This is a genomic window from Bacillus sp. DE0042 (genome assembly GCF_007680225.1).
In the GTDB taxonomy this organism is placed as follows: Bacteria; Bacillota; Bacilli; order Bacillales; family Bacillaceae_G; genus Bacillus_A; species Bacillus_A wiedmannii.
This window is the reverse complement of sequence record NZ_VEJP01000001.1, coordinates 830,631-845,961: the sequence shown is the minus strand read 5'-3', so window position 1 is coordinate 845,961 and position 15,331 is coordinate 830,631. Positions and strand designations below refer to the sequence as shown.

Below are 15,331 nucleotides of genomic sequence, written 5' to 3'. Positions count from 1 at the left end.
ATAAAGGTTTGAGAAATAAATATTATAAAAGATTACGGGGGAATGGGTGTATGAAAAATAGTATGACTTACATTCAATTATTAAATGAAACGTTACATTGTTACGCAAATAAAGGGAGTTTGGAAGCGTACACTTATATAATGGAGCATGCGAAAGGCATAGTGGGGAATGAGGCGCAAATATATAATTTCAAATATGCACTAGCGGGTGCAGCAGGACTTGAAGAAGAAGCGATGCATGTAATGAAGGAAGCCATTATAGAAAAGGGTTTTTGGTATGGAAATGAATATTTAATTACCGACGACGATTTAAAATCACTACATAAATTTGAAGAGTTTCATAAAATGGTTCAATTATGTAAAGAGAGAGAAGAATTAGCAAAGAAAACAGAACGAGCAGACGTGAAATTTATAGATGGTAAGAAAAAAGAAAAACTATTTATTGCAATGCACGGAGATCAAGAAAATATAGCAATAGTAGAACCATATTGGAAATCTGTTTTGGATCAAGATTATACGTTAGCTTTACCACAGTCTTCGCAAATTCAGTTTTCAGATGGGTTTGTTTGGGATGATATACATAGAGGGAAAGAAGAATTAAAAGAGCATTACGTTACGTTTATAGAAAATCATACAGTAGAAAGTTTAATAATTGGTGGTTTTTCTGCTGGTGCAAGAGTAGCTTTGTATACGATTTTACAAAAAAATATAGATGTAGATGGTTTTATTTTTGTGGCGCCGTGGCTTCCAGAGGTTGATGAATGGAATGAGTTATTGGAAGTGCTACAGAATAAAAATATAAAGGGATATATAGTGTGTGGGGATCAAGATGAAGATTGTTTCGAATGTACGCAGCAATTTGTACAATTATTAAGAGATAAGAATATAGAACATGAGTTTAAAGTTGTACCCAATTTAAATCATGATTACCCTAAGGATTTTGATGAACTATTAAAAGAAGCTATTGAATATATAGACGACAAAAATAATAAGTAGTAAAAAAGGGAGATGCATCATAACTGATGTATCTCCCTTTTGTCATTATAAATGAAAAGCATTTGCTAGTAAGCGATAAGAATTCAATTTATCTTCAAATCGATGAGTAATTGTGACAATCATAAATTCATCAGTATTGTACGCTTTGCTTAAGTTTACGATTTGTTCTTTCACAGAAGATGGATCACCGACAATCATACGTTGACGATTTTCTTTTATACGGAATAAATCATAAGCGCTGTATGAATAATTTTGTGCAGTTTCGATAGAAGGAGTACCAGTTGTACGCTTTCCTTGTTCTAGTAATAAGATTGATAAATCTAAACTAGAAGCAATTTTTTCCGCCTCTTCATTCGTTTCTCCGCAAATAACAAAAATAGAGACGATTGATTTTGGTTTATCTCCTAAATAAGAAGGTTGGAACTGTTCCTGATAAGCATTCATTACTTCAGGGCCACCGTATCCGTTAATGAACTGTGCAAATGCAAAAGAAGCACCTTGTTTTGCGGCAATCATTGCACTCTCTCCGCTAGAACCAAGCATCCACATCTCGGGAGATGTTGGAATGACAGGAGTAGCCTTTAAATTTGCATAATGATGGTTTTCTGGTACTTGATCATGTAAGTACATTGCAACATCTGCAATTTGTTCTGGGTATTGATCAAGTGAGACCATTTTGCCTTCTTGAAGTGCGCGAGTTGCAATTGGCATACCACCAGGTGCTCTGCCGACACCAAGATCAATACGATTTGGATAAAGCGCTTCTAAAACGCGGAAATTCTCAGCAACTTTATAAGGGCTATAGTGCGGTAACATAACACCACCTGAACCAACTCTCATACGATCCGTTTTTGCTGCAATATGAGAAATAAGTATTTCAGGGCTTGAACCAGCAAGGCTGATGGAATTATGATGCTCAGATACCCAAAAACGTGTGAATCCTAATTTTTCAACTTCTTGTGCAAGTGTAACTGTATGTGAAAAAGCTTGGGCTGCTGTACTACCATCTGAAATAGGGGATTGGTCTAACACACTTAATTTGATCATAGAATATACCTCGCAATCTTAATGTACATCCTATTATATATTTACTTACGAAAAATGCGTAATGAAATGCTCAAAATGAGAAGTGGATACACTTATATCCACTTCTAACGAGAAAAGCCCCGTTCATAATAATTCATTTCGACTAAATTTAATATATATTCGTAGTTATCAATCTCAAGTTTTAGTTGTTCACGCTCTTTTTTACATAGTTGTTTACTATTAAGTTTGTTGCATAGTTGTTGTTTCTTTCCTTCTAAATACTTCTTTGTAGCGTGGTAGTCGTAAGTTTGTTTCATTTTCACCCACGCCTTCTTTGCTGTTGCTATATTATACGAAGCGTGAAGAGATGTGAAAGCTACCTCTTATGTACTTTTAGTGAATATTCCACTTGCTATGTTGTTATGTTTATAGGAATTTATGAATAAAATGCACTAAACCACTAATGCCCATTTTATGAAGTAAGGGGTGGAATTGTGCGGAAAGATATAATGTATAACACTGAAATGGATGAAACGTTAAAAGTTATAAATAAAGGGTTAAAGAAGACGACACGTCCGAAACAAATTATAGTAGTAGGGGCTGGTATGGCTGGGTTGGTTTCGGCATCTTTATTAAAGGCTGCAGGACATGATGTGAAGATTTTTGAAGCAAACAACCGGGTAGGTGGCCGCATAGAGACGGTTAGAATGGAAGATACCGGATTATATTTAGATGTTGGGGCAATGAGAATTCCGTATTCGCACACATTAACGATGGCATATATAAGAAAATTTGGGCTACAGGTGAGCCCGTTTATTAATAGGAATGAGACGGATATTATTTACGTAAATGGCCGGAAAACGACATTAAAACAATATGAAAAGGACCCAAGTATATTAAAGTATCCCGTGGAAATGAATGAAGTCGGGAAAACGTCTGAGGAACTATTATTGTTAGCGGTACAGCCCATTATAAATTTTATAAAAAAGAACCCAGAGAAAAATTGGGATGTTGTAGTAAAGGATTTTGGGAGATACTCTACAGGACAATTTTTAAAGTATCATCCTTATCAATATAATACTTACTTTTCACCAGTAACAATTGAGATGATCGGTGTTTTATTAGATTTAGAAGGTTTTTTGGAAAGGTCATTTGTTGAGACACTACGCTTTTTATACATTATGCAGGAGGAGAGTGGATTTTGTGAAATAGTAGGCGGAAATGATAGATTACCAAAGTCCTTTTTACCACAATTAGAAGAAAATATTATATATAATCAAAAATTAATGAAGCTACATCAACACGATAATGGTGTGACAGCTTTTTATCGAAACGAGCAAACTTTTGAGTATAGTAGTATTACAGGGGATTTAGTTATTATTACAATTCCATTTTCGACAATGCGCTTTGTGGAAGTAGATCCATTTAATTCTATATCTCATGAAAAATGGAAAGCAATTCGTGAATTGCATTATATGCCAGCAACGAAAATAGGAATTCAATTTAAAAGTCGATTTTGGGAAGAACAAGGACAATTAGGTGGCAGGATTATAACGGATTTGCCAATTCGTTATGCCTATTATCCAAGTCACGGAATTGGAGAAAAAGGACCTGCTATGATGTTAGGAAGCTATACATGGTCTTATGATGCGTTGTTATGGGATGGGTTATCAAAAGGTGATCGTATTTATTACACACTACAAAATTTAGCGACAATATTAGGCGATCAAGTATATGATGAGTTCATGTCTGGCATATCAAAAAGTTGGACATTGGATCCATATGCACTTGGAGGGTTTGCACTATTTCAGGCAGGGCAAGAATCTGAGCTACAACCAGCGATTATAAAACCAGAGGGGAGATTATACTTTGCAGGTGATCATACAACGTTATATCACGGATGGATACAAGGTGCAATTGAATCTGGAGTTCGTGTAGCGGTAGAGGTAAATGATTAAAATGTGTAAAATTCAGAAATTTCTTTACTGTATGGTTTGAGATGGATATTATTATATATAAAAGAATTAAAAGGAGTGTTGAAAGTGAATCCGTTATTATTCGATTTTCCTTCTGAATTTTATACTGATAGGCTAATTATTCGAATGCCGAAACCAGGTGACGGTAAAGTTGTATACGATGCAATTCAAGCTTCTATGAAAGAATTAAAACCTTGGATGGTTTTTGCACAAAAAGAGCAAACAGAGGAAGAAGTAGAAGTGAGCATTAGAAAATCGCATATTCAATTTTTGCAGCGTGAGGATTTAAGATTACTAGTTTTTTCGAAAGAAACAGGTGAATTTATTGCATCAGCTGGATTGCATCGTATTAATTGGGATATACCTCAATTTGAAATTGGGTATTGGATCGATGCGAGATTTAGTGGAAAGGGTTATATGCTAGAGGCTGCAAAAGGTATAATGGAGTTTGCTTTCACTGAATTGAAAGCAAACCGCGTAGAAATTCGATGTGATTCTTTAAATAAGAAGAGTAGAGCGATACCTGAGAAATTAGGATTTAAGTTAGAAGGTACATTGGAAAGTGCGAGTGTAGCGGTAGATGGAAATGGATTAAGGGATATGTGTGTATTTGCCATGACTAGAAATACATATGAAAAAGAAGAGCTGTAAAGAAACAGCTCTTCTTTTTGTGTATTATGGTACAGGATGTCCATTAGAGCTTTCGAAAATTGTAAACCATTGTTGACGATCTAAATCAACTTTTGTAGCAAGAGCGGCTGTTTTAACACGATCTAATTTACCAGATCCAACGATTGGCATCATGTTAGCTGGATGAGCAAGCAGCCATGCATACATAACTGTATCGATGCTAGTAACATCTAGTTCAGTAGCAATCTTTTGTAACGTTTCACGTAAACGTACGGCACGTTCTGATTGACCAATAAAGATTTCTCCGCCAGCAAGAGGCGACCAAATCATAGGATTGATTCGCTTTTCTTGGCATAAATCAATTGTCCCTTTTTCGAAATGTTCAAGCTGCATCGCAGATACTTCAATTTGATTTGTAATGAGCGGGAAATCTAAATAAGAACTTAACATATTAAACTGTGAAGGTAAAAAGTTAGATACACCGAAGTGACGGACTTTTCCTTCTTGCTTTAAGCGTGAGAACGCTTCTGCTACTTCATTTGGATCCATAAATGGATCAGGGCGATGAATGAGCAGTACATCAATATAATCTGTATGTAAGTTTCGTAATGAGTCTTCCACGCTTTTTATTATATGTTCAGTACTCGTATTGTAGTGCGCAACATATCGATCTGGAAATTTTGGTGATGGGGGAGCGATTCCACATTTTGTGATAATTTGCATGTCTTCGCGTAAGGAAGGCTTGAGTTGTAATGCTTCTCCAAATAATCCTTCACACGTATATCCGCCATAAATATCAGCATGATCGAAAGTAGTAATTCCCATATCCATACAAGCTTCCATAAAAGAAAGTAACTCTTGCTTTGGCATATTCCATTCTGCTAAACGCCAAAAACCTTGAATAATACGAGAAAATTCTAGTGTTTCGGCCATTTGAACTCGTTCCATTATAATTACCTCCTTGATGAATGAATCATTTTTTGAAAAGGCTTTCTTGCTACATATTATTATATAGTTACAGTGTCGTACATACAATAAATATGTTTTGCCACAAAAACGATTATTTCTATATGCTATAATGTAAAAACATATAGCTATAAGGAGATGTACGAAATGATTCCAGTAACAATATTAACTGGTTTTCTTGGTTCAGGGAAAACGACATTATTAAATCGCATTTTGTCAGAGAATCACGGTCAGAAATTAGCGGTGATTGTAAATGAAATAGGGCAAATTGGTATCGATAATCAGTTGATTATGAATGTTGAAGAAGAAATTATGGAAATGACAAACGGTTGTTTATGCTGTACTGTACGGGGAGATTTACTCGTTGCATTAAAACAATTACTAGATGTAAAAGCAGAAGGGAAAATGGACTTTGATGGATTAGTAATTGAAACGACTGGTCTTGCAAATCCAGGTCCGATTATTCAAACATTCTTTTTAGACCCAGTCATTCAATCTGCATACCAAATTAACGGTGTTGTAACAGTAGTAGATAGTTATCATATACATAAACATTTTGAAAAAGGGCTAGAAGCAAAGGAACAAATTGCATTTGCTGATGTCGTTTTAGTAAATAAATTAGATTTAGTGAATGAAAGTGAAAAGGAAAATCTATTGCAGGAACTGCAAGGTATTAACCCAACTGCAAAGTTAATCGAGGCGACTAACTGTGATGTAGATATTGCGTCATTACTACAAATTCAAACGTTTAAAACGAAAGATACGTTACAAATTTATCCTCATACAGAACATAACCATTTAGAAGGTGTAAAATCGTTTGTATTACGTGAAGAGCGCCCGTTAGATTTACAAAAACTAAATGAGTGGATGTCAGCTGTCGTTCAAGAGCTAGGGGAGTATTTATATCGCTACAAAGGAATTTTATCGATTGATGGAGTAGATAAACGTATCGTTTTCCAAGGTGTGCATACACTGTTTGCTGCATCATATGATAGAGAGTGGCAAGAGGGCGAAGAACGAGTAAGTGAAGTTGTGTTTATCGGAAAAGATATTAATAAGGAATGGTTCCAAGAACATTTCGGGGAGTGTGTGAAATAAGTCTGCATATATTGCAGGCTTATTTTTTGACTTAACTAAGTATTTTGTAGAAAAATGCTAGATTGCAAAAAACGAAGGATAATAAAAAGCCTGTTTTCACAGGCTTGTATGTTCATCTAATAGTAACTCCATTACAACACCTACAACTGGACCATCGTCATCAATATCACCATTTAAACGGAAACCAAATGACTCGTATAATCCCATTGCGAGTTTGTTGTCTGGATGTAAACTTAAATAAATTATTTTACATTCATATTTATCTTGTAAGAATTGAATGAGTATGCGAAGGAAACGTTTTGCATATCCTTTTCCTTGATATTGTTGGTCAATCATAAATCGATCTAACCATACGCTTTTGCGTTTTTCCAAATACCATCCATACATTGCATACCCTACAAGTGTTTCTCCATCATATAAACCTACTGACGTTCCGTTTCCTTCAAATAATGATTCTGCTAGAGAAAACGAATTGCTTTCAATAAATTGCTGCTGGTCTTTTGCGACGTTTAAAGCAGCTACTGAACGCCAATTTTTTTCTGTTACTTCACGAATGTGAAGAGTCATAATTCCAACTCACCTTCTAAATTAATATAGCTTAAAAGCTAATATGGATAATTTTACTTGTTATTTTGGTCAAGTCAAGTAAGAACAAATAAAAAAGAAGCTGAATGACATATTCAGCTTCTTTTAAAAAATTGATTAGTTAGTAGCTTCTTTTAATGTATTTACGTTTTCTTCCATTAAAGTGAAATAATCTTTATTGCTCTTCGCATCATCTTCAGAAATAGTAGCAAGATGATTTAAGCGTAAAATTTTTGTACCCGTCTCTTTTTGAATTACAGATGCTACTTTTGGAGTAGAAAAAGTTTCAAATAAAATATATTGTAGATTATGTTCTTTTACTGTTTTTGTAATGTCAGCAAGCTGTTTTTGAGATGGTTCATCAGAAGCTGAAATACCAGCGATAGCAATTTGTTTCAGGCCATAGCGTTGTTCCCAGTATCCATAAGCCGCATGAGAAACTAAAATGTCTTTCGTTTTTGCATTCGAAACAGCTGCTTTAAATTGATCATCTAAATCAGTAAATTTTGTTTGAAGTGCTGCGAAGTTTTTTTCGAACTCTTGTTTATGATCAGGTTGTAATTCTACAAGTGCATTTTTAATTTTTTCTGCCTGTTTCATTGCTAAAGTAGGGTCTAACCAAATGTGCGGGTCTTTATCGTGATGATGTTCATCCTCTTTATGGCCGTCTCCGTGATCATGATGCTCTTCTTCAGTAGAAGTACGCAGTTCAATACCTTTTGATGCATTTACAATTTTAACATTTTCTTTTTGTAATGCTTTTTCCATTTTTTCAGCAAATGGTTCTAATTCAGCACCGTTATAAACGAATAAATCCGCTTTTGCAACTTGTACTGTTTGTTTTTGACTTGGTTCAAATGTATGTGAATCTGCACCAGGTGGGTAAATCGCTTCAACAGTTACATAGTCGCCACCAATTTTTTTTGCAAAATCTGCAAGAGGAAAAATAGTAGTATAAACAGTTAGCTTTCCGTCTTTCTTGGCATTACCTTCTTTTTTATTTGAGCAGCCAGTAAAAATTAAAGTGAAAATAAGTAAGAATGAAAATATAGTCAATCTTTTAGGCATGAAGTTCTCCTCTTTTCTTTTTTTACGGATATATTTTCCCCAATTATAGAAGAAAAATATCATTTTAATACAAAACGGAATAATTACGTTTTAGTTTGCGAACTTAGTATAATACATCTTTTATAAAGTTGCAATAAATAATAATCATTCCGATTTGTTTTTGTTATAAAGTTGTCAAATTTGGATGTATTATTTTTAGGAATGCATGCATATGTGACAACGCTACGTTCATATATTTGAAAGGAGGGTGCAGAGGGGGATGAGTGTTTGGGTTACTTAATGGAAGCTATTTTATTGATATTAGCGGTAGTATTACCATTAGCATTAGTCTTAATTTTTTTAAGAAGATTAATAAGTAATTTAGGAGATGCATCAACAGTAACAAAATTGCGAGAGAAAGATGAGAAAAAAGAGTGAGTAAAGCACTATGCGTACGCATAGTGCTTTACTTGTGGTAAAATGAGAGAAGGAAACTCCTAAAAGTTGTATTTTACTGAAGGAGAGAAAAGTAAAATAAGAGGTATATGCATATATGAATAAGCGAACAGCGTTAGTACTTGGTGCAAGTGGTTTAGTTGGACAAGAGATAACGCGTCTATTACTTGAATCAGATTACTACGATTCGGTTACTATTTTTGTAAGGGAACCAATGCAATGGCAACATGAAAAGTTACAGCAAAAACAAATAGATTTTTCGGTGTTAGAGGAATATAAAGAGTTTTTTGCTGTAGATGATGTATTTAGTTGTCTAGGAACAACAATCAAAAAAGCAAAAACAAAGGCAAATTTCAAAAAGGTAGATTATGAATATACGTTACGAGCTGCTTGTTTAGCTGAAAAACAAGGGGTACAAAATTTCCTTGTTGTGTCTTCAATGGGAGCAAAACCTAAATCGTTTTTCTTTTATTCGCAAGTTAAAGGGAGAATGGAAGAGGAATTACAAAAGTTAGTCATTGGTGGTATTCATATTTTTAGGCCATCTTTATTAGTAGGAAATCGACAAGAATTTCGTTTCGGTGAACGAATGGCTGAAAAGTTATCTCGTATCATTCCTTTTATATTTAAAGGTGCTTTCAAAAAGTATAAACCTATTTCAGCTAAAGATGTGGCGAAAGGGATGTATATAACTGCATTGCGAGAAGAATCGGGTATCCATATTTATAATTCAAATGAAATTACAACGATAGAATAAAAAACGAGAAGAATGGCTTTTACTGAAAGACAAAGGAAATAGAGTTTTAGGCTTGGATTAACAGTAAATACATGTTGTTTAACACTTATACTAAAATGAAAGAGGAGTGGGGAATCCACTCCTTTTATCACGCCAATTTATGATCTTAATTCTACTTTTATCCCTCATACGTCTCAAATACGTCTGATTTTATGGTACAGAAATGTTAAAAGAACATAAACCTGAGATGATTGGAATGTCAGCTGATGCGATTTAAAAGCTGAAAGAAACAATTTCAATAGATGTCTCTATTGCTAGAGAAAATGACACTTTCTTATAACCAATTGTGGTTGTGGTAATTGGTTTAGGATTGAAATTATGCTTAAAAAACAAAAAAGATAAGGGTTTCTAAATAAAATTTGAACTTTAAGATTAGGTTAGATTAGAAATGGATAACTAGTCCTTTGATCTAAAATATTTTTTGGGGAGAAAATTAATGATATTTTATTAATAGTAAAGTTCTTTCTCCAATATGTTTGCCAAACGTAGATAAAGTATGTTTAATCAATATTTGGAATGAAAACTCTAGATTTTCTATGCTACATAGAAAATCTAGAGTTTTTTTATAACCTATAATTACATAAGTCTTATCATTTTTGCACCAGAAACGATATCCCTACATTTATCTGACCATTTGGTTAAGGCATCGAATAGACCTTACGTATACCACTGCGATTTCTGATAACTTACATGTAGAGGTATCACTCAATATAACAAAAATGTAATGTTAATGAAATGTAATTCCACCGATACTATTAATGAAATTATATAAAATGAAGGGGAGTTAAAGAATTTTTATAATGAAAAAGGAGAAGTATTAATGCGAAATATATTAAGTGTAGAAAAAATTGAAAAATATTATGGTAATAAAGATAATGTAACAAAGGCTATAGATAATATTAGTTTTAAGGTAGATGAGGGAGAATTTGTTGGGATAATGGGGCCTTCAGGAAGTGGCAAAACTACATTACTTAACTGTATATCAACGATTGATAATGTTACTACGGGAAAAATAATGATAAATAATAGTGACATTACTCGGTTAAAATCAAAGTCACTAGATAAGTTTAGACAAAATGAATTAGGGTTTGTATTTCAGGACTTTAATTTATTAGATACCCTTACTGCTTATGAAAATATTGCTCTAGCGTTAACTATAAAAGGTGAGGCAAATTCAAAAATTGATGAAAAAATACAAGCGGTTGCAAAATATTTAGACATTGAACAAGTATTAAGCAAATACCCTTATCAAATATCAGGCGGACAAAAACAAAGGGTTGGTTCGGCAAGAGCTATCGTAACAGATCCATCTTTAGTACTTGCAGATGAACCAACAGGATCGTTAGATTCTAAATCAGCTAGATTATTACTCGAAAGATTTGAAAGTCTAAATAAGGATTTAAAAGCTACAATACTTATGGTTACTCATGATGCATTTACAGCAAGCTATGCTCGTAGAATTCTTTTTATTAAAGATGGAAAAATATTTATCGAGTTGGTAAGAGGGAATGATTCCAGAAAAGAATTCTTTACTAAAATTATCGAAGTTATAACTCTTCTTGGAGGTGACGATAATAATGTACTCTAAGATTGCTATTGGGAATGTAAAGAAAAGTTTTAAAGATTATGCAATATATTTCTTAACACTAACACTGGCTGTTTGTATATTTTATAGCTTTAACTCAATAGAATCACAAAAGGCACTTATGGAAATTAACGCTTCAGATAGAAAGTATGTGCCTACAGTAATGAACGCTATCTCAAATGTGTCAGTATTTGTATCTGTAATATTAGGTGGTTTAATATTGTATGCAAATAATTTTTTAATTAAAAAACGTAAAAAAGAATTAGGAATATACATGACTTTAGGTATGGGAAGAAGAAACATATCCAGAATATTAGTAATAGAGACATTTCTAGTTGGCGTTATATCTTTAGTGAGTGGACTTATAATAGGTATTGGAGTATCGCAGGGGTTATCTACATTTGCATTAAAGCTATTTGACTTGCCCATCAATAAATATAAATTTGCAATTTCAACAGGTGCTATAGGTAAAAGTGTATTATACTTTGGAATCATGTTTTTACTTGTTATGTTATTTAATGTATATGTTGTTTCTAAATACAAAATAATTGATTTGTTAACAGCAGGTAAAAAAAACGAAGATGTAAAATTTAGAAATCCTCTTATCTATGTAATCATATTTATTATGTGTGTAGCATCACTTGGATATGCATATGTGACTGTACTAAAAATCGGATTGAATTATAATAATCCTATGCTCATGGTATCAATCATACTTGGCATATTAGGTACATTGCTGTTTTTCTTTAGTTTATCTGGATTTATATTATATGTTGTAAAGAAGAATAAAAAAATCTATTTTAAAGGTTTAAATATATTTATCATCAAACAAATAAATAGTAAGGTTAATACAAATTTTATATCCATGTCTGTAATCTGTTTAATGTTATTTCTTACAATGGTGGCCCTATCTACAGGAATCAGCTTTAACAGAATGATGGACGCAACAACGAAAGAAGTAACACCATTTGATGCCAGTATTACGTTGGAGAATAAGGATGAAAGTTACACTATAGAAGACGTATTAAATAAAGCTAATTTTAAAATAAGTAATAACGAAAAATATGTATCTTATAATGTATATCCAACAGGAATGGAAGTGGGGGACTTAGTACCGGAAGTACGTAAAGATTATAAGAAAAGCGGTATGGATTTCATTGAATTATCTGATTATAATAAAATTTTAAATCTTAAAGGTGAAAAGGAAATCACTTTAAATAACAATGAAGTTTTACTTTTATCAAATGATAAGCGGTTGCTTAATTCGATAAATGAAAGATTAAAAAATAGCAATAAGGTAAATATTAAAGAAAAAGAATATCTGGTAAAATACGCTAAAATTATACAAGAGAGTCTTTACACTTCTGATACGCAACCTTATTTCTTCAAAATCGTTATAAATGATGATTTTTTATCAGACTACAAAATTATTGAATCCGTACTTAATGTAAATTATTTAGATGGAAATAGAGAAGAATATAATAAAAAATATGATAACGTTGCACGGAGATTTCATGACGAAAATGGCCCGAAATTAAATATTAATCGTATAGCAGGCAAATCAAAGGATGAAGTTTGTGCAGAAATTAAGGGAATGAAAACTATCGTACTGTTTATTGGGATATATATAGGTATTGTATTTTTAATAACGAGTATGGCTGTATTAGCTCTTCAACAATTATCAGAAGCCAGTGATAGCATAGATCGATATAAATCTTTGAAGAGAATTGGTTCAAACGGAACAATGATCGACAAAGCGATTTTCATTCAAACTTTCGTATACTTCAGTCTTCCAGTTTTTCTTGCTTTAATTCATTCTGCAGTTGGAATTTATGTAGTTAATGATTTTATTAACGCATTTCAACAAGTAGACATTACTTTACCAGCATTGATGACTGGCTTAGTATTTCTTGTAGTTTATGTAATATATTTCTACACGACATATGTCGGTTATAAAAATATTGTAAAAAGTAATACTTGATTTTATAATGCTCATTAAGGCTATTACACCTTGTTTCTCAAGATGTAATAGTCTTATATTCTGTATAGGGAGGGAAAAGTCATGAAAAAAATCATTCTGATTGAAGATGATGAAATCATCAGAGAAGAATTACAACATTTTTTTATAAAGTATGGATATGAAGTAAAGGCTCCCACAGATTTTAATCATATTATCGAATATATAGAAAGTGAGAATGCAGACCTTATATTACTAGACATAAATCTTCCTGTGTTTGATGGCTATTATATATGCAGAGAAATACGTAAAACTTCAGATGTTCCAATCTTCATGGTTACAAGCAGAGATAGTGATGTAGATGAACTAATAAGTATGAATTTAGGAGCAGACGATTTTATAACAAAGCCGTATAATACAGAAATACTATTAGCAAGAGTAACAAACATTTTAAGAAGAACAACTGGAGATTTCAAGACGAATCATATCTTAGTTTATAGAGACTTTAATTTAAATCTTTCAAATGCAACAGTTACTTATCAAGACAAGTCTGTAGAATTAACTAAAAATGAAGTTAAAATACTCTCATGCTTAATAAATAATCGCGGAAATATTGTAAAAAGAGATTCACTCATAGAAACTTTATGGAAATCTGATTATTTTGTGGATGATAGCACCTTAACTGTTAATATAAATAGATTAAGAAAAAAGCTTGAAGAGATAGGTATAGAAAATCCAATTGCAACAAGAAGAAGCTTAGGGTATATAATGCCATGAATATAGGTGAATTTATTAAAGATAAAATAGTAGTAATACTATCAAATGTACTGGTATATATCATACTAGCAGGTATATTGCTGACTGCGCACATTCCGTTCATTATCATATTTTTTGTCTTTTGTATTTGGTTTTTTCCATTAATTTCATATATGGCTATAGAATTTATAAGATGTAAAAATTATTATAATGAGATTAACAGCATATTAGAAAACTTGGAGAAAAAATACTTACTTCCAGAGGTAGTAAAGGAAGCAAACTTTATACATGGGGAAAAGCTTAACGCTATACTGAAAGAAGTAAGTAGAGATATGCATGAAAATGTAAAATATTATAGAGATATGCAAATAGATTACAGAGAATATATAGAGACATGGGTGCATGAAATTAAGACACCAATAGCTTCTACAAAGCTAATAATTGAAAATAATCAAAATGAAGTAACTAATAAAATTGACTCTCAAATGGATCGAATCGAGGGTTTTGTAGAACAGGTTCTGTATTATTCTCGAAGCAATAACGTTAATAAAGACTATATTATAAAACCAATCAAACTTGATGATGTAGTAAGAACTGTAATTAAAAGAAATTATAGAGATTTTATTCATAAGAGAATAAAATTAGATATAAAAGATATTAATGAAATCGTATATAGTGATAGGAAATGGGTTGAATTTATTATTAATCAAATATTAGGAAATTCCATAAAGTACTCAAATAACAAAGAACAAATGATACGTATATACTCAATTAAGAAAACTAACTCAGTAATACTAAATATAGAGGATAATGGAGTAGGGATAGTAACTCAAGATATAAATAGAGTTTTTGAGAAAGGATTTACTGGAGAGAATGGAAGAAGATTTAGCAAAAGTACAGGAATGGGCTTGTATCTATGCGAAAAACTGTGCTCAAAATTAGGTATGGAAATTGCCATTGATTCTGAAGTGAATATAGGAACTAGAGTTACATTAATATTTCCATTGTCAGGTATGGTAACTTTTGAGCCTTATTTATAAAATAGATGCTGCTATCTTTCCACGAATTTCATATAAAACTTAAGAACAAATGTAAAACGGTATGAAAAGACTAGAAATTCTCTTCATACCGTTTGTATTATTTAGCCATTTAACATATTGATATATTTAATTGTGAATCGGATGTTTTGTGTCTAAATTGTGTTCGAACCTACTATTTTCTTTTTTGATATGGTGACTCCCACTACGAGAATGATATTTTAGTCTATAGATATTGACCTCATTAGATCCCCTTAGTTCACTGAAACTTTCTTAGCGTTGTAAAAATCTACATATTTTCTAGACAGTTCTGTGTCTAAACTTATATTACACTTAAAGTAAGTATGAATAATTTCAATTTTTTAAGGTCTAATTTAATCAAACTTTATTTCCAAGCTACAACGGTTGCGTTATTTGAATA

15 protein-coding genes are annotated in these 15,331 nt (G+C 32.3%); 10 read left to right on the top strand and 5 right to left on the bottom strand.

Features of this window, described 5'->3' with window-relative positions; all coding sequences use genetic code 11:
- Positions 1-50 precede the first annotated feature (50 nt).
- Positions 51-995 (top strand): alpha/beta hydrolase, encoded by a 945-nt coding sequence (locus FS802_RS04065; protein ID WP_098707369.1) that lies wholly within the window; start codon positions 51-53, stop codon positions 993-995.
- A gap of 45 nt (positions 996-1,040) precedes the next feature.
- On the opposite strand, the gene FS802_RS04060 is transcribed toward FS802_RS04065, so the two are convergent.
- Both FS802_RS04060 and FS802_RS04055 read right to left on the bottom strand, forming a co-directional pair.
- Positions 1,041-2,042 carry an LLM class flavin-dependent oxidoreductase gene (locus FS802_RS04060; protein WP_000594033.1) on the bottom strand — a complete coding sequence of 334 codons (1,002 nt, stop codon included), beginning with the start codon at positions 2,040-2,042 and terminating at the stop codon, positions 1,041-1,043.
- Positions 2,043-2,146: 104 nt separating this feature from the next.
- Positions 2,147-2,338, bottom strand: coding sequence for a DUF3896 family protein (locus FS802_RS04055; protein WP_098653761.1), 192 nt, complete (start codon positions 2,336-2,338; stop codon positions 2,147-2,149).
- A gap of 177 nt (positions 2,339-2,515) precedes the next feature.
- On the opposite strand from FS802_RS04055, the gene FS802_RS04050 reads away from it, so the two are divergent.
- Entirely contained in the window at positions 2,516-3,979 is a 1,464-nt protein-coding gene (locus FS802_RS04050; protein WP_098653760.1) for a flavin monoamine oxidase family protein, read from the top strand.
- An 84-nt stretch (positions 3,980-4,063) separates the two neighbouring features.
- Positions 4,064-4,648: a GNAT family N-acetyltransferase gene (locus FS802_RS04045; protein WP_098653759.1), complete on the top strand. Its 585-nt coding sequence runs from the start codon at positions 4,064-4,066 to the stop codon at positions 4,646-4,648.
- A gap of 24 nt (positions 4,649-4,672) precedes the next feature.
- Here FS802_RS04045 and FS802_RS04040 read toward each other — a convergent pair whose 3' ends face one another.
- Positions 4,673-5,575, bottom strand: coding sequence for an aldo/keto reductase (locus tag FS802_RS04040; RefSeq protein ID WP_144524874.1), 903 nt, complete (start codon positions 5,573-5,575; stop codon positions 4,673-4,675).
- Positions 5,576-5,740: 165 nt separating this feature from the next.
- Here FS802_RS04040 and FS802_RS04035 point away from each other — a divergent pair, with 165 nt between their 5' ends.
- The gene (locus FS802_RS04035) at positions 5,741-6,691 is read left to right on the top strand and encodes a CobW family GTP-binding protein (RefSeq protein ID WP_098653757.1); all 951 of its coding nucleotides are present in this window, start codon (positions 5,741-5,743) and stop codon (positions 6,689-6,691) included.
- A gap of 96 nt (positions 6,692-6,787) precedes the next feature.
- Here FS802_RS04035 and FS802_RS04030 read toward each other — a convergent pair whose 3' ends face one another.
- The gene (locus tag FS802_RS04030) at positions 6,788-7,258 is read right to left on the bottom strand and encodes a GNAT family N-acetyltransferase (RefSeq protein WP_098707372.1); all 471 of its coding nucleotides are present in this window, start codon (positions 7,256-7,258) and stop codon (positions 6,788-6,790) included.
- Between the two features lie 135 nt (positions 7,259-7,393).
- Complete coding sequence (locus tag FS802_RS04025; protein ID WP_087980876.1) at positions 7,394-8,344, bottom strand: metal ABC transporter substrate-binding protein; 951 nt, start codon at positions 8,342-8,344, stop codon at positions 7,394-7,396.
- Between the two features lie 267 nt (positions 8,345-8,611).
- On the opposite strand from FS802_RS04025, the gene FS802_RS30955 reads away from it, so the two are divergent.
- The 6 genes from FS802_RS30955 to FS802_RS04000 all read left to right on the top strand — a co-directional run bounded on the left by FS802_RS30955 (position 8,612) and on the right by FS802_RS04000 (position 14,913).
- A complete protein-coding gene (locus FS802_RS30955) occupies positions 8,612-8,761 on the top strand; it encodes a hypothetical protein (protein ID WP_000540925.1) in 150 nt (49 codons plus the stop codon).
- A gap of 115 nt (positions 8,762-8,876) precedes the next feature.
- Positions 8,877-9,536: an oxidoreductase gene (locus tag FS802_RS04020; RefSeq protein WP_001042749.1), complete on the top strand. Its 660-nt coding sequence runs from the start codon at positions 8,877-8,879 to the stop codon at positions 9,534-9,536.
- Positions 9,537-10,395: 859 nt separating this feature from the next.
- Positions 10,396-11,163 carry an ABC transporter ATP-binding protein gene (locus FS802_RS04015; protein ID WP_001244402.1) on the top strand — a complete coding sequence of 256 codons (768 nt, stop codon included), beginning with the start codon at positions 10,396-10,398 and terminating at the stop codon, positions 11,161-11,163.
- The gene (locus FS802_RS04010) at positions 11,153-13,141 is read left to right on the top strand and encodes an FtsX-like permease family protein (protein ID WP_000286985.1); all 1,989 of its coding nucleotides are present in this window, start codon (positions 11,153-11,155) and stop codon (positions 13,139-13,141) included. The genes FS802_RS04015 and FS802_RS04010 overlap by 11 nt, the downstream gene beginning before the upstream one ends.
- An 81-nt stretch (positions 13,142-13,222) precedes the next feature.
- Complete coding sequence (locus FS802_RS04005; protein WP_000720522.1) at positions 13,223-13,894, top strand: response regulator transcription factor; 672 nt, start codon at positions 13,223-13,225, stop codon at positions 13,892-13,894.
- Entirely contained in the window at positions 13,891-14,913 is a 1,023-nt protein-coding gene (locus FS802_RS04000; RefSeq protein WP_001020444.1) for a sensor histidine kinase, read from the top strand. Before FS802_RS04005 ends, FS802_RS04000 begins: the two co-directional genes overlap by 4 nt.
- Positions 14,914-15,331 lie beyond the last annotated feature (418 nt).

Bases quoted from the DNA above. Each gene is read 5' to 3' on its own strand.
- FS802_RS04020 (WP_001042749.1), top strand. From the start codon at position 8,877: ATGAATAAGCGAACAGCGTTAGTACTTGGTGCAAGTGGTTTAGTTGGA.
- FS802_RS04055 (WP_098653761.1), bottom strand. From the start codon at position 2,338: ATGAAACAAACTTACGACTACCACGCTACAAAGAAGTATTTAGAAGGA.
- FS802_RS04010 (WP_000286985.1), top strand. From the start codon at position 11,153: ATGTACTCTAAGATTGCTATTGGGAATGTAAAGAAAAGTTTTAAAGAT.
- FS802_RS04065 (WP_098707369.1), top strand. From the start codon at position 51: ATGAAAAATAGTATGACTTACATTCAATTATTAAATGAAACGTTACAT.
- FS802_RS04000 (WP_001020444.1), top strand. From the start codon at position 13,891: ATGAATATAGGTGAATTTATTAAAGATAAAATAGTAGTAATACTATCA.
- FS802_RS04030 (WP_098707372.1), bottom strand. From the start codon at position 7,258: ATGACTCTTCACATTCGTGAAGTAACAGAAAAAAATTGGCGTTCAGTA.
- FS802_RS04060 (WP_000594033.1), bottom strand. From the start codon at position 2,042: ATGATCAAATTAAGTGTGTTAGACCAATCCCCTATTTCAGATGGTAGT.
- FS802_RS04015 (WP_001244402.1), top strand. From the start codon at position 10,396: ATGCGAAATATATTAAGTGTAGAAAAAATTGAAAAATATTATGGTAAT.
- FS802_RS04035 (WP_098653757.1), top strand. From the start codon at position 5,741: ATGATTCCAGTAACAATATTAACTGGTTTTCTTGGTTCAGGGAAAACG.
- FS802_RS04025 (WP_087980876.1), bottom strand. From the start codon at position 8,344: ATGCCTAAAAGATTGACTATATTTTCATTCTTACTTATTTTCACTTTA.
- FS802_RS04040 (WP_144524874.1), bottom strand. From the start codon at position 5,575: ATGGAACGAGTTCAAATGGCCGAAACACTAGAATTTTCTCGTATTATT.
- FS802_RS04005 (WP_000720522.1), top strand. From the start codon at position 13,223: ATGAAAAAAATCATTCTGATTGAAGATGATGAAATCATCAGAGAAGAA.